The organism is Catenulispora sp. EB89, from assembly GCF_041261445.1.
In the GTDB taxonomy this organism is placed as follows: Bacteria; Actinomycetota; Actinomycetes; order Streptomycetales; family Catenulisporaceae; genus Catenulispora.
Genome location: NZ_JBGCCU010000014.1, coordinates 1 through 20,526 on the forward strand (window position 1 = coordinate 1; position 20,526 = coordinate 20,526).

At 72.5% G+C, this 20,526-nt stretch carries 15 protein-coding genes; 7 read left to right on the top strand and 8 right to left on the bottom strand.

Annotated features, from left to right (window positions below):
- The first annotated feature begins 395 nt into the window (after positions 1 to 395).
- From ABH920_RS27205 to ABH920_RS27220, 4 genes are all read left to right on the top strand, one after another.
- Positions 396 to 3,599, top strand: a complete 3,204-nt coding sequence (locus ABH920_RS27205) for an AMP-binding protein (protein ID WP_370351979.1) — start codon at positions 396 to 398, stop codon at positions 3,597 to 3,599.
- Positions 3,596 to 5,224, top strand: a complete 1,629-nt coding sequence (cmdF, locus tag ABH920_RS27210; RefSeq protein WP_370351980.1) for a tyrosine 2,3-aminomutase — start codon at positions 3,596 to 3,598, stop codon at positions 5,222 to 5,224. The genes ABH920_RS27205 and cmdF overlap by 4 nt, the downstream gene beginning before the upstream one ends.
- Positions 5,225 to 5,285: 61 nt before the next feature.
- Entirely contained in the window at positions 5,286 to 6,815 is a 1,530-nt protein-coding gene (locus ABH920_RS27215) for a 4-hydroxyphenylacetate 3-hydroxylase family protein (RefSeq protein WP_370351981.1), read from the top strand.
- Between the two features lie 226 nt (positions 6,816 to 7,041).
- The gene (locus tag ABH920_RS27220) at positions 7,042 to 8,223 is read left to right on the top strand and encodes an acyl-CoA dehydrogenase family protein (protein ID WP_370351982.1); all 1,182 of its coding nucleotides are present in this window, start codon (positions 7,042 to 7,044) and stop codon (positions 8,221 to 8,223) included.
- 842 nt (positions 8,224 to 9,065) lie between these two features.
- Here ABH920_RS27220 and ABH920_RS27225 read toward each other — a convergent pair.
- The 3 genes from ABH920_RS27225 to ABH920_RS27235 all read right to left on the bottom strand — a co-directional run bounded on the left by ABH920_RS27225 (position 9,066) and on the right by ABH920_RS27235 (position 12,310).
- Positions 9,066 to 9,896: a helix-turn-helix transcriptional regulator gene (locus tag ABH920_RS27225; protein ID WP_370351983.1), complete on the bottom strand. Its 831-nt coding sequence runs from the start codon at positions 9,894 to 9,896 to the stop codon at positions 9,066 to 9,068.
- 216 nt (positions 9,897 to 10,112) lie between these two features.
- Positions 10,113 to 11,783, bottom strand: coding sequence for a GMC family oxidoreductase N-terminal domain-containing protein (locus ABH920_RS27230; protein WP_370351984.1), 1,671 nt, complete (start codon positions 11,781 to 11,783; stop codon positions 10,113 to 10,115).
- Positions 11,780 to 12,310, bottom strand: a complete 531-nt coding sequence (locus ABH920_RS27235; RefSeq protein ID WP_370352214.1) for a DUF5987 family protein — start codon at positions 12,308 to 12,310, stop codon at positions 11,780 to 11,782. The genes ABH920_RS27230 and ABH920_RS27235 overlap by 4 nt, the downstream gene beginning before the upstream one ends.
- Before the next feature lie 327 nt (positions 12,311 to 12,637).
- Here ABH920_RS27235 and ABH920_RS27240 point away from each other — a divergent pair, with 327 nt between their 5' ends.
- Complete coding sequence (locus tag ABH920_RS27240) at positions 12,638 to 13,525, top strand: helix-turn-helix domain-containing protein (protein ID WP_370351985.1); 888 nt, start codon at positions 12,638 to 12,640, stop codon at positions 13,523 to 13,525.
- Positions 13,526 to 13,657: 132 nt separating this feature from the next.
- Positions 13,658 to 15,025 (top strand): extracellular solute-binding protein, encoded by a 1,368-nt coding sequence (locus tag ABH920_RS27245; protein ID WP_370351986.1) that lies wholly within the window; start codon positions 13,658 to 13,660, stop codon positions 15,023 to 15,025.
- Between the two features lie 311 nt (positions 15,026 to 15,336).
- On the opposite strand, the gene ABH920_RS27250 is transcribed toward ABH920_RS27245, so the two are convergent.
- Both ABH920_RS27250 and ABH920_RS27255 read right to left on the bottom strand, forming a co-directional pair.
- Positions 15,337 to 15,465: a hypothetical protein gene (locus tag ABH920_RS27250; protein WP_370351987.1), complete on the bottom strand. Its 129-nt coding sequence runs from the start codon at positions 15,463 to 15,465 to the stop codon at positions 15,337 to 15,339.
- Entirely contained in the window at positions 15,462 to 16,985 is a 1,524-nt protein-coding gene (locus ABH920_RS27255; RefSeq protein ID WP_370351988.1) for an FAD-binding oxidoreductase, read from the bottom strand. The genes ABH920_RS27250 and ABH920_RS27255 overlap by 4 nt, the downstream gene beginning before the upstream one ends.
- A 117-nt stretch (positions 16,986 to 17,102) precedes the next feature.
- Here ABH920_RS27255 and ABH920_RS27260 point away from each other — a divergent pair, with 117 nt between their 5' ends.
- On the top strand, positions 17,103 to 18,380 hold the full coding sequence (locus ABH920_RS27260; RefSeq protein ID WP_370351989.1) for an RNA polymerase sigma factor: 1,278 nt from the start codon (positions 17,103 to 17,105) through the stop codon (positions 18,378 to 18,380).
- A gap of 165 nt (positions 18,381 to 18,545) precedes the next feature.
- On the opposite strand, the gene trxA is transcribed toward ABH920_RS27260, so the two are convergent.
- The 3 genes from trxA to ABH920_RS27275 form a co-directional block, all read right to left on the bottom strand.
- Positions 18,546 to 18,851: a thioredoxin gene (gene trxA / locus ABH920_RS27265; protein WP_370352215.1), complete on the bottom strand. Its 306-nt coding sequence runs from the start codon at positions 18,849 to 18,851 to the stop codon at positions 18,546 to 18,548.
- Positions 18,733 to 19,236, bottom strand: a complete 504-nt coding sequence (locus ABH920_RS27270; protein WP_370351990.1) for a MerR family transcriptional regulator — start codon at positions 19,234 to 19,236, stop codon at positions 18,733 to 18,735. Before ABH920_RS27270 ends, trxA begins: the two co-directional genes overlap by 119 nt.
- Positions 19,237 to 19,342: 106 nt before the next feature.
- Positions 19,343 to 20,503, bottom strand: coding sequence for a hypothetical protein (locus ABH920_RS27275; protein WP_370351991.1), 1,161 nt, complete (start codon positions 20,501 to 20,503; stop codon positions 19,343 to 19,345).
- Positions 20,504 to 20,526: the final 23 nt, after the last annotated feature.

Below are 20,526 nucleotides of genomic sequence, written 5' to 3' on the forward strand. Positions count from 1 at the left end.
ATCCGCCCCGACCAGCTCACCAGTCCACTCACCCTGCATAACAGCAGTCTGACCCCGCCGACCAAACGACGAGGTCAGAACGCATGATTTTCATCAGCCTTCTAGGGGCGGCTGGGGGACGGCCCGCGGCCGCCGGCGCCCGGTGCGGTGCGGCGGCCGCGGGCCGTGTTGTCAGGTGCCGCGGGCGATATGAGGCCCAGCGGCGAGTTCCGCGTGCCCGCGTCCGGCGCGGGTCGACCGCTTCGGTACAGCCGCACTCCAAAAGATGCCGCGTCTTCCCCGCCACCGTCATTGTGCAGGTAGGGGACCGCTCGCTGCGAGTCAGAGTCCTGATGAACAGTGCCGACGCGGTCTGTCCGATCCCCGTGAACCGTGCCGCCTGATGGAGGCTGTCCATGACCGATCCCGCATACCGGGATGTCCCGGCGACCGAGGTCCAGCAAGGGCTGTGGCTGCTGCGTGCGCTCGGGCAGGAGCCGGCGGCGCGGTGCCGGGCCTACCGGGTGGTCGGCGACCTGGACGTGGCGGCGCTGGCGGAGGCCTGGCGCGCGCTCGTCGACCGGCACGAGGGGCTGCGCTCGGCGCTGGTGCTGCAGGACGGCGCGCCGGTGCGCAGGGTCTGGACACGCTCCGAGCCCGAGGCCTTCCGTACCCGCGAGATCGACGCGCAGGACTGGACGCCGGCCGACGCCAACGAATCGGACCCGGCCGACGTCCCCGTCCGCGCGCAGCTGACCGTCACCCGGCGCGGGCCCGAGGATCACCAGATCCACCTGGCGGTTCCCCGCGCGTTCGCCGATGAGGACTTCCTGGACACGCTGGTCGGAGAACTCTCCGAGCTCTCCGCGGGCCGTGCGCTCCGTACCGACATCCCATCCGCCGGCGCGCCTGTCGCGGAAGCGGCCGACGACCCCGAGGCCCTGGCCTGGTGGGTCAATGCCCTGACTCCGCTGCCCAGCGAACTCCCGCTCCCCGCGGACCGTCCGCGCCCGGACCGCGGCTCCGGACGCTGGGGCACCGTCAGCGCCCCGGCCGACCCCGACCTCGGCCGCGCCGTCGCCCGCTGCGCCGAGGCCAGCCGCAGCAGCCCCTCCGTCGTGATGCTCACCGGATTCCAGGTGCTCCTGCACCGCTACACCGGAGGCGACCGCGTGGCCGTCGCGGTCCCGGTCCCGCAGCGTGGGGCGGGCGCGGCGGCGAACGTCCTGATCCTGCCCGCCGACATCGAAGCCGGCCAGAGCTTCAAGGACGTCCTGGAGCGCGGCACGACGCTGGCCGCCGAGGCGATGGCCCGCCGCGCGGTACCGCTGGCCCGCGTGCTCGGGGCGCTCCCGATCGTGCGCGAAGTGCGCCGGGTGCCGCTGGGCGACGTCGTGTTCGACTACCGCGGCCGGCCGCGCTCGGTCCTGGCCATCCCCGGCGCGGTCGTCGAGCCCTGTCCGGACCACGGCGGCCCGGCGCCGGCCGACCTGGTCCTGCAGGTCGACGACGGCGGGAACGGCCCGGCCCTCACCGTCCTGTACGACGCCGACCAGTTCGAACCGGCGACCGCCCGGATGATCCTGCGCCAGTTCCGCACCCTGCTCCGGCACGCCGGCCGGGCCCCGGACACCGCCGTCGGCGAGCTGACGCTCGACGGCCCCGGGGAGGCCGCGCGCGCTGCCGTCGAGGCGGACCGGCGGGCCGACGACGGGGCGCCCGGCCACACCATCGTGGAGGCCGTCCGCCGGCGCGCGTCGCAGGATCCTGACGCCGTGGCGATCGACAGCCACGACGGGACGCTCACCTACCGCGAGCTGTACGCCGCAGCGATCCAGGTCGCTGAGGATCTGCACGCTGCCGGGGTGCGCGCCGGTGAAGCGGTCGTCGTGCGGCTGCCGGTCGGAGCCCGTCAGTACGCCGCGTTGCTCGGGGTGCTGGCGGCCGGTGCGCACCTGACCTGGTTCGGAGTCGCCGACAGCGGGGAGCGCGGCCGGGCGGTCGTCGGGGCGCTGAGACCCGCCGCGATGCTGGTGGCCGACCCGGCCGACCCCGACGAGTTCGTCGGCTGGTACCGCGCGACCACTGGCGGCCGGGTCGTCGCGGTCGCCGCCGCGGAGCGCGAGCCGGAGCCGGCTCCGGCTCCGGAGTCAGAGTCGGCGTCGCAGCCATCTGCCGCATCCGCGCTGCCGATCTCAGCGTTCCCCCGCCTCGCCGACCGCGCCTACGTAGCCTTCACCTCCGGCACCACCGGCGTCCCCAAAGGCATCGCGCAAACCCACGCCGCCCTCGCACAGTTCGCCGCCTGGATGGCCGCCGAGTTCGAGATCGGCCCCGGCGTCCGCGTCGCGCAGTGGGTCGCCGCCGAACACGACCCCGCGCTGGCCGAGACCTTTGCGGCGCTCGGATCCGGCGCCACCCTGTGCCCGGTCCCGGAGAAGATCCGCGCGAACCCCGAACGCCTCCTGCACTGGCTGGGCGCCGAGCGCATCGGCGTCCTCCAGACCGTGCCGAGCTTCGCCCGCGAACTGCTCCGCGTCCTCACCGGCCGGCACTCCGCCGAGCGCCTGGGCACTCTCAGGGTCCTGCTTCTCATGGGCGAGGCGCTGCCCGCCGAGCTCGCCGACGGCCTGCTGGCCGCGCTGCCGCTGGTCCACGTCGCCAACCTCTACGGCCCGACCGAGACCGTCGCGGCGACCTGGCATCCGGTGCGCCGCCGCGCGGTGCAGATCAACACCCTGACCGGCATCGAGGCGGCGAGCACGGCCGCGTCCCTGGCCGCGCGCCGGGCCTCGGGCACGGTCCCGATCGGCCGCCCCATCCCGGGGCGCGGCATCCTCATCCTCGACGAGTCCGACCGGGTCTGCCCGGCCGGCGTCACCGGCGAGCTGGTCATCACCGGCGCCTACGTCGCCGACGGCTACCTCGGCGCGCACGACCACGCCGCCTTCGCGCCGCTGCCCGGCATCGACGCCCCCTGCTACCGCACCGGCGACCTCGCGCGCCGCCGCCCCGACGGCGCCCTGGAGTACCGCGGCCGCAAGGACAGCCAGGTCAAGCTCTACGGCAACCGCCTGGAGCTCACCGACGTCGAGGCCGCGCTGGCCGGCCACCCCACCGTCGCCGAGTGCGCCGTCGTGGCCGTGGCCGACCGCGACGGCCTGGCCGTGCGCCTGGTGGTCTGCGTCGTCCCGCGGCGCGGACCCGACGGCCGGCCGGAGGGCGCCCCGGACCAGTGGCGCACCCAGCTGCGCCGCCGCTTCGGCCGGGCCCTGCTCCCCGCGCTCTACCGCACGCTGGACCGCCTGCCGCGCACCGTCACCGGCAAGGTGGACCGTCCGCAGCTGGCGCGCAGCGTCGCCGCCGCCGAGCGCGACGCCTCCGCCCGGCGCCCGGCCGCTGGGACCGAGGCCGTCCTGGCCGCGATCTGGGCGTCCCTGCTCGGGGCGCCGCCGGAGCACGCCGACCAGAGCTTCTTCACGCTCGGCGGCAGCTCCCTGATGGTCCCGCGGCTGCTGCACCAGGTGCGCCGGCGCCTCGCGGCCGATGTGACCGTCCCCCAGTTCTACGCCCATCAGAGCCTGGCCGCGCTGGCGGCTTTGGTCGACCGAACCAGATGAAGGAGAACGTCGTGTCCACCCCCAATAGCGCAGCTGTCAGCGCGCCTGTTGTTCTCGACGGCGAGACGCTCGACATCCCGGGCGTGCGCAGGGTCGCCGAACAGCGGGCCGAGGTCACGCTGACGCCGCAGTCGCTGGCCAAGGCCGGCAAGAGCCGCGCCGTGTTCGAGGACGTGGTCCGCGCCGGGATCCCGGTCTACGGCGTCACCACCGGCTACGGCGAGATGATCTACATGCTCGTCGACCCCTCGCGCGAGACCGAGCTGCAGACCAACCTGGTGCGCAGCCACAGCGCCGGCGTCGGACCGCACTTCCCCGAGGACCAGGCCCGGGCGATCGTCTCGGCGCGGCTGAACGCCCTGGCCAAGGGCTACTCGGCGGTGCGGCCGGAGATCCTGGAGCGCCTGGCCCTGTACCTGAACACCGGCCTGATCCCGGCGATCCCGGAGATCGGCTCGCTGGGCGCCAGCGGCGACCTGGCGCCGCTGGCGCACATCGCGGCCACCGTGATCGGCGAGGGCTACTTCCTCGGCCCGGACGGCCCGCGGCCGGTCGAGCCGGTGCTGCGCTCGCTCGGGATCACGCCGCTGGAGCTGAAGTTCAAGGAGGGGCTGGCGCTGATCAACGGCACCTCGGCGATGACCGGGCTCGGCGCGCTGGTCGCCGGCCGGGCGCTGGAGCAGGTGCGGCACGCCGAGATCGTCTCGGCGCTGCTGGTGGAGGCGGTGCGCGGGTCGATGGGGCCGTTCCAGCCCGAGGGCCACGACATCGCCCGGCCGCACCCCGGCCAGATCGACACCGCGGCGAACATGCGCGCCCTGCTGCGCGGCAGCGGGCTCACCGTGGAGCACGCCGACCTGCGCCGCCAGGTGGCCGCGGCCAAGGGGGACGGGGACGTCACCCGGACCGAGATCTACCTGCAGAAGGCGTACTCGCTGCGGGCCATGCCGCAGGTGCTCGGCAGCGTCCGGGACACCCTGTCGCACGTCACGGCCCGGGTGCAGACCGAGCTGAACTCCGCGAACGACAACCCGCTGTTCTTCGAGGACCAGGAGGTCTTCCACGGCGCGAACTTCCACGGCCAGCCGGTGGCCTTCGTCATGGACTTCACCACCATCGCCCTGACCCAGCTCGGGGTGCTGGCCGAGCGGCAGCTCAACCGGGTGCTGAACCGGCACCTGAGCTACGGCCTGCCGGAGTTCCTGGTGGCCGGCGACCCCGGGCTGAGCAGCGGCTACGCCGGCGCGCAGTACCCGGCCACGGCGCTGGTCGCCGAGAACCGGACGATCGGCCCGGCCAGCACCCAGAGCGTGCCGTCCAACGGCGACAACCAGGACATCGTCAGCATGGGCCTGATCGCGGCCCGCAACGCCCGCCGGGTGCTGGCCAACAACCAGTACATCCTGGCCGTGGAGTTCCTGGCCGGGGCCTCGGCGGTGGACGTCTCCGGGCGCTACGACGGCCTGGGCCCGGCCGGCCGCGCCGCCTACGACGCGGTGCGCTCGCTGGTGCCGCCGCTGAACCAGGACCGGTACATGGCCGACGACATCGAGACCGTCGCCGCGGCCCTGACCCGCGGGGAGTTCATCGCCGCCGTCGAGAACTGCGGCGTGGAACTGCGCTGACACCGGTGTCCGGGCGGGCCGCCGCGCGGTCCGCCCGGACCGACAGGAGGGCAGGACAGCTATGGCCACTCGGCCGATGACCGGCGAGGAGTACGTGGACAGCCTTCGCGACGGTCGCGAGGTCTACGTCTACGGCGAGCGCGTCAAGGACGTCACGACGCACCCGGCGTTCCACAACCCGGTGCGCATGACCGCCCGGCTCTACGACGCGCTGCACGACGAGCGCTACCGCGACGTCCTGACCTGCCCGGTCGACGGCGGCGGCGAGGGCTACACCCACCGCTTCTTCACCACGCCGCGCAGCGCCGAGGACCTGGTCGCCGCGCAGGGCGCGATCGCGCAGTGGGCCCGCCTGAGCTACGGCTGGATGGGCCGCAGCCCCGACTACAAGGCCTCCTTCCTGGGCACGCTCGGCGCGAACGCCGAGTTCTACGGGCCCTACGCCGACAACGCGCGGCGCTGGTACCGGGAGTCGCAGGAGAAGGTCCTGTTCTGGAACCACGCGATCGTGCACCCGCCGGTGGACCGGAACCTGCCGCCGGACGAGGTCGCCGACGTGTTCGTGCACGCCGAGGCCGAGACCGACAACGGGCTGGTGGTCAGCGGCGCCAAGGTGGTGGCCACCGGCTCGGCGCTGACGCACTACAACTTCATCGCGCACTACGGCCTGCCGATCCGCAAGCGGGAGTACGCGCTGGTGGCGACGGTGCCGATGGACGCGCCCGGGGTGAAGCTGATCTGCCGGCCCTCCTATAGCGCGACCGCGGCTGTGGCCGGGAGCCCGTTCGACTATCCGTTGTCCTCGCGGCTGGACGAGAACGACACCATCCTCGTCATGGACAAGGTGCTGATTCCCTGGGAGAACGTCTTCATCTACGGGGACCTGGGCAAGGTGCAGATGTTCACGGCCCGGTCCGGGTTCCCGGAGCGGTTCACGTTCCACGGCTGCATCCGGCTCGCGGTGAAGCTGGAGTTCCTGGCCGGGCTGCTGTCCAAGGCGCTGGAGGTGACCGGGACCCGGGACTTCCGGGGCGTGCAGAGCCGGATGGGGGAGGTGCTGGCCTGGCGGAACCTGTTCTGGGGGCTGGCCGACGCGGCCGCGCGGAATCCGGTGCCGTGGAAGGACGGGGCGGTGCTGCCGAACCCGGACTACGGGATGGCGTACCGGTGGTTCATGCAGATCGGGTATCCGCGGATCCGGGAGATCATTCTGCAGGACGTCGCCAGTGGGCTGATATACGTGCCCTCCAGCGCGGAGGACTTCCGGAATCCGCAGACGCGGCCCTATCTGGACAAGTACGTGCGCGGCTCGGGCGGGGTCACGGCGGTGGAGCGGGTGAAGCTCATGAAGCTGCTGTGGGACGCCGTCGGGACCGAGTTCGGCGGGCGGCACGAGTTGTACGAGCGCAACTATTCGGGGAACCACGAGAACACCCGGGTCGAGTTGTATACCGCGCAGCTGGCTTCCGGGCAGCTGCGGGGGTACGAGAAGTTCGTCGAGGAGTGCCTGGGCGAGTACGACCTGGACGGGTGGACGGTGCCGGATCTGGAGTCGTTCCCTGATCTCAGGGGGCTGACGAACCGGCCTTGACGGCGGTCGGTGGCGGGGCGGGGCGGGGCTGTCCCGGGCTGGCGCTGCCGCTGCCGCTGCCTCGGCTGGGGTCGTTCGGGCCGGCGTCATCCGGGCTGGCGTCGTCCCGGCCGGCGTCGTCCCGGGCCGGCGTCGCCCCGGGCCAGCACGGCCGAAGATGCCCCGGCCGGCGGCCGGTGGCGAGAGTTGACACGTATCCACGTTTCGCGAATCTCAAGGAGCTTTCATGTCCGACACGAACGCGCCGTCGCGCCAGGAACTGCTCGGCCGCGCGACCGACCTGGTCCCCCTGTTGCAGAAGAACGCGCCGTGGATCGAGGAGAACCGGCGCCTGCCCGACGACGTGGTGGGCGCGCTCACCGACGCCGGGCTGCTGAAGATGCGGGTGCCCAAGCACTACGGCGGCTACGAGTCGCCGATGCGCACCGTCGCCGACGTGGTGTCCGAGCTGGCCCGCGGCGACGGCTCGACCGGCTGGACCGCCGCGGTGTGGGCGATCAGCTCCTGGATGGCCGGGATGTTCCCCGACGCGGTCCAGGACGAGGTCTTCGGCGAGGCCGACGTGCGCATCAGCGGCATCCTGAGCCCGACCGCGGTCGGCGTGCCCACCGAGGGCGGCATCGTGCTGAACGGCAAGTGGGCCTTCAACACCGGCAGCCGCCAGAGCGCGTGGAACACCAACGCAGCGGTGCGCGCGCACCCCGACGGCTCCTTCGAGCCGATCATGGTGCTGATCCCCCTGTCGGACCTGGCGGTCGTCGACGACTGGCACACCGCCGGCATGCGCGGCTCCGGCAGCGTGAGCACGGTGGCCCAGGACCTGTTCGTCCCGGACGCCCGCATCCTGTCGATGCCCCCGGTCCTGGCCGGCGTCCACCAGCTCGGCCGCAACGCCGCAAGCCCGGTCTACCAGGCCCCCTTCATGCCCACGGCGTGCACCACAGTGGCCTCGGTGGCACTGGGCCTGGCGCGAGCAAGCCGCGACGCCTTCTTCGAGCGCCTGCCCGGCCGCAAGATCTCCTACACGGCCTACGAGAACCAGGCCGAAGCCCCGATCACCCACCTCACCACCGCCGACGCCATCACCCGCATCGACGAGGCGGAGTTCCACGTCATGCGCGCCGCCGGCATGCTGGACGACAAAGCCGCCGCCGGCGAGCAGTGGACCCTGGAGCAGCGCGCGAAGGCACGCCTGGACCTGGGCGCGGCGACGCAGCGCTCGAAGGAGGCGGTGGACCTCCTGAACTCGGCCAGCGGCGGGTCTTCGGTGTACTCCACGGTGCCGATCCAGCGGATCCAGCGCGACGTCCAGACGCTGACGCTGCACGCGATCATGCACCCGGCGACGAACTTGGAGCTGTACGGGCGGGTGGTGTGCGGGCTGGAGCCGAATACGCATTACATCTGAGCTTGTGAGGGGGAGGGGCTGAGGGTTGGGGGTGGGCTGGGGGAGTGTGCTGGAGGTGGGGAGTGCCACCGCGCCGGGTTCGGGGCGGTGGCACTTTTGGTGGGGTGGGGTGGGGGTGCTGATGCTGGTAGCGCCGGCGCCGGGTAGGGGTTCGGTTAGCTGGCGAGGTGCGGTTGGGCTGTGGTTTACAGGCAATTTTTACGGCTTCGCCTAAGGTTTGGTGACCTCGCTGGGAGACGCAGTTCGGTTGAGCACAGCATGGCGCGCTGGCGGCCGCCGGTTTTCGCGTCCATGACCGCGCACCGGTCCGAGTCACTGCGCACACGTCATGCGGGCGGCTGGCGGCCGCGTTTGGTGGGTGCCTAAGATCAAAAGCAGGGCCTCCGGCGGGCCTCTACAGCGAGGGGGCGACCCGTGCGACCTGCTGTTTGGCGGCGGTCCGCGACGGGTCGGCTTTCTTTACGCTGTTGCCTGCGCCGCGCTTAGCGGTGGCGGTGTTGCTTGTGGTCGCCGGGTTCTGGGTCCCTCGCCGCGTCGTCGCCGTAAACGGAACCAGTCCGGTCCGGTGGTGTCCAGCCGCATCACAACTGCTGTGGCCGGGCTCCGTCCGGCTGGACACCACCGGCCCGGCCAGGTTGGCAAAGCCCGCCGACGCGGCGAGGGACCCAGAACCAACACCCCGCATGGTCCTTCGGACCCCCTCACCACGTGGCCGGCCGCGCGCGGCCCGTCACCAACCGCAGCTACTCCCGCGCCGGCGGCGCGCCTGCCAGTTCGTCGAAGTGCTCTACCACGCCACGCTTCGCCGGCCCTGAATCGCGCCGTCGCCTCAAGCCGTCGCCTCAAGCCGTAGTCCAAACCCCCGCCAGCCCCGGCTGGAAAACCAGCCCCAGTGGAGGCACCGGGTGCGTTCCGCGCCGGTCGAACTCCGGCAGCGCCAGCAGGATCGGCAGGTCCATGACCTCCGCGGGGCGTAGCTCCAGGTCCACGTCGACGCAGCCGCCGCCGCGCTGTACCACTGCGCGGGCTGTGCCTACGGCCAGCTGTTGCGGCTGGGGGTCGGGGTGGTGCGGGGTGAGTGGTACCGCGGTGGCTCGGATGTGCCAGTGGCCGGCTGGGAGGGCGGTGAGGCGGTAGGGGCCGGGGGCGTCCAGGACGTCGCGGGCTATCGGGGCGCCGCGGACGATGGGGCCGGTGAAGGCTCCGACGTAGATGCGCATGCCGGGGGTCTGGAGGGGGACGCGGATCAGGCCTCGCATGCCGCCGCGGCGGATGGTGGGGTGTTGGGCGCAGGTCAGGGGGCGGGGTTCGGCGTCCTGGGCCAGGTGGCGGTAGCGCTCTGGTGGGGTTCCGACGCGGGCGGTGAAGCCGCGGTCGAAGGTGCGGGGGCTGTGGTAGCCGGTTTCGAAGGCGATGTCGGCCACGCTCAGGGTGGTCTCCTGCAGGAGGCGCTTGGCCTGGTACATGCGGATCGCGGCCAGGAAGCGGAGCGGGGAGGTGCCGGTCTGGGCCCGGAACGCCCGGGACAGGCGGAAGGGGCTCAGACCCGCGGATTGCGCGACGCAGGACAGGGAAAGTGGTTCGCGATGGCGGTCCCACAGGGTCACGATCGCGCGTTCGACGGCCGCTCGGAGACGGGGTTCGGTGGAAAGGGTGGTCTTGGCGCTCTGCATCCCCGTCTCCGGTCGATGGTGGCCGCTGCCCCGCGGGCTCGATCCGCCGCGCCTGGCGCCGACTGTTCCCCGAGGTCCTCCAGCCGGCGCCGGAGCGCGGGGCCCTACCTGGTCGATCACTCGTGGTGGAGAGTAGTCATGTGACACATCTTTGGCAATGCGTCACCCTCGGTGATCGGTGGTGCCCGCGGCCGTCCGGACCAGCGCCGGAGTGCGTCAGGCCCCTGCGGCACCGGCCAGTCGGACGGCCTGTGTCCAGGAGGCGTCGCGGGCCGCGGTCTGGCCGTCCGGGGACGGCGCCCCGTAGCGGACGTCGATGCCCCGCTCGCGTGCCGCGGCCACGATCCCGGGCATCGCCCGCTCGGCCAGCGCCGCGATCGTGAACGCCGGGTTGACCAGCAGGGCGCCGGGGACCGCGGAGCCGTCGGTGACGAAGATGCCCGGGTGCCCGCGCAGTTCGTGCGTGTCGTCCAGGGCTGAGGTGTCCGGGTCGTCGCCGATCCGGCACGAGGCCAGCGGGTGCACGGTGTACGCGCCGACCACCTCGTTGGTCCACGGTCGCACCTCGGCCAGCCCGTCCTTCTCCAGCACCCGCTTGATCTCGGCGTCTGAAAGTTCCCATCCGTGCAGCGTGTTCGCCGTCGGCCGGTACGTCAGCGGGCCGAAGCCGAGCATCTGCTGGGAGAACCGGGTGGCGTTCCCGGTCGGCGGCGGCGGGCCGAAGACGCCCTCGTTGTCGTCCTCGCTGGTGGTGAAGATGGTCAGCCAGGACTGCCAGCGCTCGACGATCTCCTTCTTGCGCGGCCCGAACCAGGCCGGGACGGACGCGTCCGGGTTCGGCGTCTGCGCCAGGATCGTGCCCAGCCCCGGCGGGAAGTAGAGCTGCTCCAGGGAGAAGCGCTCGAACTCCGGCTTGCTCGCGTCCAGGTCGTCCCAGGAGGCCACGGTCGGCCCCTTGCCGATCTGGTTGGCCGCGTAGGCCAGGCCGTCGCCGCGGTCCAGGCCCAGCACGATGCGTGCCTTCTCGTCGTCGATGATCGCGGTGTTCAGCCGCTCCCCGTTGCCGGAGAAGAAGCGCCCGACCGCGTACGGCATCTTGCCCAGCACCGGCTCGGAGCGCTGGAGGATCACCGGCGTCGCGCCGGCCCCGGCGGCCAGGATCACGATCTTGGCCTGGATGGTGCCGCTGCCGGTGATGACCCGGTAGTCCACGTCGTGCAGGGTGTTGTACGCGACCTCGTACGAGCCGTCCTGGTTCCGCGCGATCTGCTGCACCTCGTGCAGCGGCCGGATCTGCGCACCGTGCGACACCGCCGCCGGCAGGTAGTTCAGCAGCATGGAGCGCTTGGCGTCGAAGCGGCACCCGGCCAGCATCCAGTTGCAGTTCGTGCACAGCTCGCGGTCGATCGCCGCCGGCACCGGGTTGGCGGTGCGGCCCGCGTGTGCGCACGCCGCGGCCCACAGCCCGCCGGCGTACGTGGCGTCGTTCCAGTTCAGCTGGGTGATCGGCAGCGCCTCGGCGACCCGGTCGTACCACGGCTCCAGCGTGTCGCGGCTGATCGCGGCCGGCCACATCCGGCGCCCGATCGACCCCTGCCGCTCGAACACGAAGCGCGGCGCGCGGGGCATCGCGGCGAAGTACACCACGCTGCCGCCGCCGACGCAGTTGCCGCCCAGCAGGCTCATGCCGTTGCCGATGACGAAGTCGAAGATCCGGGTCCCGGAAGCCCCGAACCGGAAGTCCTGGTCGAAGTCCTCGCCGGTGAGCCACGGACCGCGCTCCAGCACCACCACCCGGGCGCCGCCGGCGGCCAGGTGGTAGGCGGCGATGGCGCCGCCGAAGCCGCTGCCGACGACCAGGACGTCGGTCTGCTCGACCGTACTCATGCCGGACTCCCGGTGGGGGTGGTGTGCGGATGCAGGGGGGCCAGCGGGCGCCGGTAGGAGAAGTCCGGGAACCGCCACAGGCCGTCGGCGTCGGGCTGGGAGTAGCCCAGCGCGGTCAGGCCGGGGTGGCCGGCGGCCAGCGCCTCGACGGTGCTCAGGTGGGCGCCGGTGTCGAAGGCCATGTTGCTGAAGATCGCCAGCCCCACCCACAGGAACTTCTCCGGGTGTCCGGGCCGTACCAGCTCGGCGACCAGCGTCGCCCGGTGCCCGGCCGGCAGCGCCACGAACGCCGGGACGTCGGGGTCCAGCTCCAGGCGCAACTCGTCGCGATAGGCCTCGGCGTGCTTGTTCAGGGCCTGGACCAGGTTCGGCAGCGCCTCGGCCATCCCGCCGGCCTCGGTCCGCATGAGGTCCACGGCGCCGGCCGCCACGGCCCCGCCGCCCTGGGCCGTCCCGGCGATCGCCAGGTCCCCGGGAAAGCGCTTCTCACCAGGCACGATCGTATCGGCGAACGCTTCCAGCGTCATCGTCTGCAGCTGTTCGTCAGCCAACGGTGGTCTCACGTGGATTCCTCCTCCTCAATCACGGTCGTGTTCATTGTCAGAGCGCGTGTTCGAGGCGAGCGTCTTCGCTCGTGCGCTGGGCCAGGGCCGCGGCGCACAACGCACAAAAACCGCACGGACCGAGAAGGCGGGCAAATCAGATGTCTAGCATGCTGGAACACGTCTCGTTCCCGGATGCGCCGCCAGGGTTGCGTCGGCCGCCGGAGCGACACATAGATATCAGAGCACAGATTCAATCCGCTGCCGTGCGCGGACGCCGTCCGGACCACGGTCTACCTAATGGGGCACGCGATGAACGACGCCATCACCCGGGCCGCCGAGCGGGCCATCACCACGATGCACGAACGACTCAGCGAGCCGGTCACCGTCGACGACATGGCCCGCGCCGCGATGTTCAGCAAGTTCCACTTCACCCGCATGTTCCAGCGCGCCACCGGGGTCTCCCCGGCCCGGTTCCTGTCCGCGCTGCGCCTGCAGCGGGCCAAACACCTGCTCACCTCGACCACCATGACCGTCGTGGACATCAGCGTCCTGGTGGGCTACAACAGCGTCGGCACCTTCAGCTCGCGCTTCAGCCGCAGCGTCGGGCTCTCGCCGACCGACTACCGCCGCCGGGGCGGGCACACCGACCGGATCCGGCTGGCCGAGCCGCGCGGCTCGGCCTCGGGCGTGGCCACCGTCAGCGGCGTGATCGAAGGGCACGACGAACGGCGCGGGCCGGTCTTCGCCGGCCTGTTCCCCGAGTGCGTGCCGGAGGGTCGCCCGGTCTGCTGCACCATCCTGGACGGACCGGGTTCGTACCGGTTCGACAACGTCCCCACCGGCCGCTGGTACCTGCTGGCGCAGTCCATCGTGGAGGACGACGGCCCGGCGCAGGCGCCCCGCCCGAACCGTGGACGCCCCGGCACCGAGGCGCCGCGGGGCGGAGAATCGCGCGGTGGCGAATCGCGCGGCGGGGAGTCGCCGGTCTGGGTCGGGACGCTCGGCCCGATCATCGTCCGCCGCGGCGTCGAGCACTACGTCGCCGACCTCGCGCTCAAGCCCGCCGGCGTGCTCGACCCGCCGGTGCTGCTGGCGCTCCAGGCGGCGCGGGAGGAGGCTGTGGAGCGGGCCGCCGCGGCCGCGGCCGCCGCGGCGGAAGCATCCGTCGCGGCCGGGGTCGGGGCGGGCGCGCGCTAGCCAGTTTCGCAGAAGCCTTACATACCTTCGCAGAAGCCTTACATACTGGTCCCGGCCGGACGTTCTCGGGCGTGCGGCCGGGACCTCACCGCAGCATCGGGCAGATTTCCAGGCACACGCAGGGAGTGCGGCATGACGACGACCGCTGGTGCGGCCGAAGCGGCGGTCGATGTGTGGCTGCCGCGCCACCCCGGGAACCCGCGCTACATCAACGGGATCCGTGAGGCCGCGGCGTCATTCCTCGACCTACACCCCGAGTACGTGATCACCATCCGCGAGACCGACCCCAGGACGCTGCCCGAGGACGTGCACGCGGCGTCGCGCCGGGGCCGTCCGCCGGCGCTGGTGCAGTTGGCGCAGACCAGGACGCAACTGGCCCGCGACATGCTCTCCGGCTCCGGCACGCCGCTGTTCGCCTCCGTCCACGACGCCATCGCCGGCCGCCGGGAGATCCTGGGCCATCCCGTCGTCACCGAGGACATCGTGGCCGCCGCGCGCGCCTGCTACTCCTCCGACGGCGCGCTGATGGCCGTCCCGTCGCTGATCTCCACGACGCTGCTCTACGCCAACACCGACCTGCTGGCCGCCGCCGGCGTGACCCGGCTGCCGCAGACCTGGAACGAGGTCGAGGGCGTCTGCGAGGCGGTGCGCGGCCTGCCCGGCGTCAGCCACGGCAGCACCTGGCCGAACCACGGCTGGATCTTCCAGCAGGCGGTCGCGCAGTCCGGCGGCCTGCTCGCCGACCAGGGCAACGGCCGCCGGGGGCGGGCGGAGAAGATGCTCCTGGACTCCCCGGAGATGCTGGCCTTCGTCGGCTGGTGGCGCCGCATGCACCGGCAGGGCCGCTACCTCTACGCCGGTCAACCGGTATCCGGGGAGAACGCGCGGCAGGCGTGGGAGGACACGTTCACCGCCTTCGTCGAGCAGAAGGTCGCCTTCATCATCGGCTCCTCGGCCGAGGCCGACCGGCTGGCGCGCGCCGCCCGCGAGCGCGGCTTCCGGGTCGCGGCCGGGCGCACGCCGTACAGCGGGCGCTTCCCCTTCGCCGGGACGCTGATCGGCGGGGACGCGATCTGGCTGGTCGACGGCCTGGAACCGGCCGTGCGCGACGGCGCGCTGGCGTTCCTGCAGTACCTGATGACGCCGGCGCACGTCGCCGACCGGCACCGCGACACCGGATTCGTCCCGGCCACCGGCGCGGCGACGAAGCTGCTGGCGGCCCAGGGCTGGTTCGACGAGCAGCCGCACGCGGCGGTCGCGCTCGACCAGCTGGCCGCCTCGGACCGCTCGCCGGCCGCGCTCGGCGCGCTGGTCGGGGACCTCACACGGATCCAGGGCGTCCTGGCGCAGGCGATGCACGACGTGCTGCTCGGCGAGGACGACCCGGCCTGGCGCTTCGCCTCGGCGAACGTCGAGGCGCAGCGGCTGCTGGACGAGTACAACGGCCGGGGGCGCGGGGGGCCGGACTGCGGGAACGACCCCCCGCGCCGGCTCAGGTGAGGGTTTCCAGCGCGCGATCGATGAAGTCCCGGCTGTGTGCCCGGATGTCGCTCATCGCTTTCGCCTTTCCTCGCTATGGCTCCGAGGGGACGCTGGAGACCCCGCTCGACCATTGGTCGGAGCTGAGAACGAGAAAGCGACACGCGAAGACGCCGCAGGGCCGGCGTTAGGGGAAATCACTGCACGCCGGCCCTGCGGACCCTGTTAGCTGTGTCAGTTGTGCCACTTGCCACTTGCCACTTGAGCCGCCTGCCGCCGAGCCGCGGGCCGCCTAAGCGCGGGCCGCCGGGGCACACGGCGGCCCGCGCCGCTTATGCCGACTCCGGCAGCCGCAGCAGCCGCAGCAGCCGGCGCGGCGGCAGGGCGCCGGGGACCGCCGTGATGGCGCGCGCCGAAGCCGAGCCCGGCGCCGCCGGTGCCGCCGGTGCCGTCGGGCTCACGGCAGCCGCACCGACAAGCCGTGGTGGAACACGTCGAGCGGGTCATAGGCCTGCTTCGCCCGCTGCAACCGCGGGTAGTTGCCCTTGAAATACAAGGCCGACCAGTCGACTCCCGAGCTGTTCCACGCCGGGTCGGCCAGGTCGGTGTCGGGGTAGCCGATGTAGGACCCGTCGCCGGTCGCGTCCGGGACCGGCACGCCGCCGGAGTGCGCGTAGACGTCGCGGTAGTACTCCCGGACCCACGCCAGGTGGCGCTCGTCGTCGGCGGGGTCGGTCCAGCAGCCGGTGCTGTAGGAGGCCTTCAGGATGCTGTCACGCTGCGGCACCGCCGTCGTGTCCGACGCCAGGGCGTTCACCTGGCCGCCGAAGCCGGTCACGACCAGGCAGCCCATGGGGTTGTCGTAGTCGGCGGCGGACAGGTGGCGGTGGATCGCGGCGATCTGCGCGTCGGTGAACCCGCGGCGCAGGTAGGCCGCCTTGTTCTTGTACCGGCCCTGCGGATCGCTGGGCCAGCTGTAGGACGGCAGCCAGGTGTCCAGCCACGGCGCGAGCTCGGAGGTCGAGGACATCGGCGCGGCCTGCATGCCGCGTGTGATCGCCTCGGTGTGCGCGTCCAGGAGCTTGGCCGCGTCCGGGGCGTCGTCGGGGATCACCGAGGTCAGGATGAACATGTTGCCCGAGCGGTGGGTGATGATCAGGTTGCTCCACAGCGGCGCCGCCGGGGCGCCCGGCTCGCTGTTCTCCTCGTACCAGGTGCAGTAGTTGCGCAGGAGCGTGTGGAAGTCCGCGTCCGACATGGTGTCCCAGGACCACATGGTGTCGCGGCGGTGCACGGCGCGCGGCGCCCGGGGCAGCTGGCGGGCCGGGTCGCCGTCGGGCGTCCCGGGGGAGCGCAGCCAGTACTTGGTGACGACGCCGAAGCTGCCGCCTCCGCCGCCGGTGCAGGCCCACCACAGGTCGTGGTGCGGGTCGTCGGGCTGGTTGGTGCCCACCACGGTGCGGACCCGGCCGTCGGCCTCGACGACCACCGCCTCGACCGCGACCAGGTGGTCCACGACCAGGCCGTCGCGCCGGGACAGCGGGCCGTAGCCGCCGGCCGCGAAGTGCCCGCCGGCGGCGACCTCGAAGCAGGTGCCGGCCGGGATGGTCACGCCCCAGCCGTCGTGCAGCGTGCGGTAGACGTGGTCCAGGCGCGCGCCGGGCTCCACCACGAAGGCGTCGCGCTCCGGGTCGTGGCCGACGTGGTTCAGCGCGGACAGGTCGATGAGCATCCTGACGTCCGGATGCGCGGTGAAGTCCTCGAAGCAGTGGCCGCCGCTGCGGACGGCGACGTCGCGCCCGGAGTCCACGGCGATCTGCACCGCCGCCTGCACCTCCGCGGCGTCGCGGACCAGCCGGACCTGGTCCGGCCGGCCCACGAAGCGGTGGTTGTAGCCCTCGACGAGGGCGGCGTAGCGGGGGTCGTCGCGGGTGACGACGTCGGCGGTGGCGCCGGTGGTGGCGGCGGTCGTGTCCGTCATGGCGGCCTTCCTCAGCGGTTCGCGGTCCCTGCCCAGACGGTGTCAAACACCCCGTCCGGCGGCATCTCGCCCCGTGCGCTCCCCGGGCGCCGGTCCCGGCGCCTATACAATGAGCTGGTGCGTTCCGACCAACGCCTGGAAAGTCTGCTCGCGGAGCTCAGGCCCTCGGTCCTCGGTGCCATGGTCCGGCGCCACGGGCAGTTCGACGGCTGCGAGGACGCGGTCCAGGAGGCGCTCGTCGCGGCCGCGACCCAGTGGCCGGCCGAGGGCGTGCCCGACAACCCGCGCGGCTGGCTGCTGACCGTCGCCGGCCGCCGGCTGACCGACTACTGGCGCAGCGACCAGGCGCGCCGCACCCGCGAGGTGACGGTCGCGACGATGGCCGCGCCGGAGGCTTCGCTGGCCCCGGGCCCGGACGACGAGGAGCGGGTGTCGGCCGACGACGACACGCTGATGCTGCTGTTCCTGTGCTGCCACCCGGCGCTGACCCCGTCCTCGCAGGTGGCGCTCACGCTGCGCGCGGTCGGCGGCCTGACCACCGAGGAGATCGCCCGCGCGTTCATGGTCCCGCTGACCTCGATGACGCGCCGCATCTCGCGCGCCAAGCAGCACATCAAGGACGCGGGCATGACGTTCCGCATGCCTCCGGAGGAGGAGCGTGCCGAGCGCACCCGGGCTGTCCTGCACGTGCTGTACCTGATCTTCAACGAGGGCTACACCGCCACCGCCGGCCCCGACCTGCTGCGCCCGGACCTCACCGCCGAGGCGATCCGCCTCATGCGCCAGGCGCACCGCGTCCTGCCGGGCCACGGCGAGGCCGAGGGCCTGCTCGCGCTGATGCTGCTCACCGAGGCCCGCGGCCCGGCCCGGACGCACGCCGACGGCGCGCTGGTCCCGATGGCCGAGCAGGACCGCTCGCGGTGGGACACGGAGCTCGCCGAGGAGGGCCTGGCCCTGGTCGTCGAGGCGCTGGCGCTGCCCGGCGTCGGGCCCTACCGGCTGCAGGCGGCGATCGCGGCCGTGCACGTGGAGACCCCGGTCGGCGGCCAGACCGACTGGCCGCAGATCCTGGCGCTGTACGACCTGCTCGAGCAGGTCACCCCGAGCTCGGTGGTGCGCCTGAACCGCGCGGTGGCGATGGGGATGGTCAAAGGCCCGCGCGAGGGGCTGCGGCTGCTGGAGCCGCTGGAGGAGGACCGGTGGATGGCCGGGAGCCACCGGCTCAGCGCGGTGCGGGCGTACCTGCTGGAGCGGGACGGCGACCTGGACGGCGCGCGCGAGGCCTACGAGACGGCCACGCGGCAGGCGGCCAGCGGGCCGGAGCGGCGGTTCTTGAAGGAGCAGGCGGAGCGGGTCGCGGGGATGCTTGGGGCGGCGGGGCGCGGGGATGCCTGAGGCGGCGCGGCGCGGGGATGCTTGAGGCGGCGCGGCGCGGAACGAAGTAGCGGGAGCGGGCTCCGGCGCGGCCGGTCGGCGACGCTCCCCGATCGTCAGTGCTGCCCCGTCAGTACCGGCCTGTCAGTACCGGCCCGTCAGTACCGGCGTGTCAGCACCGGCCTGTCAGTACCGGCCCTCGATCTCCGCCTGCAACCGCCGCTTCGACCGGGCGCCGATGATCTGGTGCACGACCTCGCCGTCGCGATAGAGGTTCAGCGTCGGGAACGCCCGGACGTTGTAGCGCAGAGCGATGCCGGGGTGGTCGTCGCCGTTGAGCTTGGCGATCGTCAGCTTGTCGCCGAGCTCGGCCTCAAGCGCCTCCAGGATCGGGGCCATCGCCCGGCAGGGCGGGCACCATTCCGCCCAGAAGTCGACCAGTACCGGCTTGTCGGCGTGCAGGACCTGCTCGGCGAAGTTCTCCGCGGTCAGGGTGATCATCGTTCTCCCCGGGGGACAGGGCGCAGTTCTCGCAGGAGCGCGCCAGTTGGGCGGCCAGGGCGGTGCGCTGGCGGGTCAGGGCGCGGATGTCCGCGTCGATCTCGGCGAGCCGGCGGCGGGCCGTCTGGATCGACTCCGGGCACGAGGCGCCGGTCTCGTGGCCGGTGCGCAGGCACTCGACGAAGGGGCGCGCGTCGTCCAGGGTGAAGCCCGCGGCCAGCAGGGTGCGGATCTCCTCGACCAGGCGGACGTTCGACTCGTCGTAGTCGCGGTAGCCGTTGGCGGTGCGCCGCGCGGTGATCAAACCCTGCTGCTCGTAGTAGCGCAGGGCACGGGTGCTCACGCCCGCGCGCTCCGCCAGCTCTCCGATCTGCATGGTCCTCCCCGGTCGGTGCCGCTCGATCACGGTAGACCTTGACACCGGCGTCAAGGTCAAGCGCGGGCCGGAGCCTGGTGGCCTGGGCTCAGGAGAGCAGGCCCGGCTACCTCGACCATCGACGCGACCGTGGCTTGTCCGCGTCCTTCGCGTCCTTCGCGTCCTTCGCCTCCTTCGCCGGGAACTCGGCGCGGGCGCTCTCGATGGTGTCCAGCCACCCGGCGTAGTCGTCGCGGAGCGTGACGTTGTCCGCTTTCACGCAGGCGTCCACGCACAGGGCGACAGCGTTGCCCCACGCGGAGATGTGGCCGCCGTCGAGGTGCGCGTCCGGGCCCGCGAGGCTGCCGGTCAGCCGCGTGGTGGACCATGCCGCGGCGATGAGGTAGTGCGCTTCTCGGGCGAGGAAGACGCTCGGGTTCGGGGCGTCCGGGTAGGCCGCGACCGCGAGTCGTGAGAGAAGGGTGCCGATCCCGGCGGAGCGTGACAGGCCGTGTCGCTCCGAGGGGCACGTGGCTGATTGCTCGAGACCGGGTTCCTGATTGAAGCGCGCCAACTCGAGCGCCTGGTCTGCGTGTCTCCTGGTACTGCGCGGCACGGTGCGGTCGCGCCGAATCGCGTCGAGCGACGCGTACAGTTTCTCGCCCTCGCTCCGTCCCGTGCGGACGATGTCGTCCGCCTCGCTGATGAGCGGGGCGTAGCCGACGTATTGGAGCTCGCCGAGTTCCAAGAACAGGTCGCTCGACTCGTCCGCGGAGTTCGTCGCCAGGCCGACGTCGCCGAACTCGGCCAGGATCCGGGCGTTGAAGGCCAGCAGACGTCCCACATCACCGTCGGACGTCAGGCCCTGCTGACGTAACCGGCGGCACAGGCTGACGGCGCGATCGCTGTCCACGACCGCGCCGGCCCCGCAGCCGAGCAGCAGGCGGCTGTAGGCGCGGCGGCCGTAGACGTCCGCCAGCACCGGGGCCGCCCGCTCGTCACCGGCGTCGATGAGCGTGACGCACTCCTGCTCCGCCGTGTCCAACGCCATGACGGCCTTGTCGGGCGCGCCGACGGCGTTGCTGGTGCTGGCGAGCTGGTAGCGCGCGGGCAGCGCCAGCCTCAGCAGATCCAGGTCCCCCGGCCGATCGAGCAGCAGTTCGTCGGCCTGCTCCAGGGCCCGCTCGAGGAACGCGCCGACCCGGCCCGGATCACTGCCGGCCGCAGCCTGCGACTGCTCTATCAGTATTTCGATCCGCCGTATCGCGGAGTGATCGCCGTTCGCCATCCGGCCAGTGAAGCACAAGGCCG

Bases quoted from the DNA above. Each gene is read 5' to 3' on its own strand.
- ABH920_RS27205 (WP_370351979.1), top strand. From the start codon at position 396: ATGACCGATCCCGCATACCGGGATGTCCCGGCGACCGAGGTCCAGCAA.
- cmdF (WP_370351980.1), top strand. From the start codon at position 3,596: ATGAAGGAGAACGTCGTGTCCACCCCCAATAGCGCAGCTGTCAGCGCG.
- ABH920_RS27215 (WP_370351981.1), top strand. From the start codon at position 5,286: ATGGCCACTCGGCCGATGACCGGCGAGGAGTACGTGGACAGCCTTCGC.
- ABH920_RS27220 (WP_370351982.1), top strand. From the start codon at position 7,042: ATGTCCGACACGAACGCGCCGTCGCGCCAGGAACTGCTCGGCCGCGCG.
- ABH920_RS27225 (WP_370351983.1), bottom strand. From the start codon at position 9,896: ATGCAGAGCGCCAAGACCACCCTTTCCACCGAACCCCGTCTCCGAGCG.
- ABH920_RS27230 (WP_370351984.1), bottom strand. From the start codon at position 11,783: ATGAGTACGGTCGAGCAGACCGACGTCCTGGTCGTCGGCAGCGGCTTC.
- ABH920_RS27235 (WP_370352214.1), bottom strand. From the start codon at position 12,310: ATGACGCTGGAAGCGTTCGCCGATACGATCGTGCCTGGTGAGAAGCGC.
- ABH920_RS27240 (WP_370351985.1), top strand. From the start codon at position 12,638: ATGAACGACGCCATCACCCGGGCCGCCGAGCGGGCCATCACCACGATG.
- ABH920_RS27245 (WP_370351986.1), top strand. From the start codon at position 13,658: ATGACGACGACCGCTGGTGCGGCCGAAGCGGCGGTCGATGTGTGGCTG.
- ABH920_RS27255 (WP_370351988.1), bottom strand. From the start codon at position 16,985: ATGACGGACACGACCGCCGCCACCACCGGCGCCACCGCCGACGTCGTC.
- ABH920_RS27270 (WP_370351990.1), bottom strand. From the start codon at position 19,236: ATGCAGATCGGAGAGCTGGCGGAGCGCGCGGGCGTGAGCACCCGTGCC.
- ABH920_RS27275 (WP_370351991.1), bottom strand. From the start codon at position 20,503: ATGGCGAACGGCGATCACTCCGCGATACGGCGGATCGAAATACTGATA.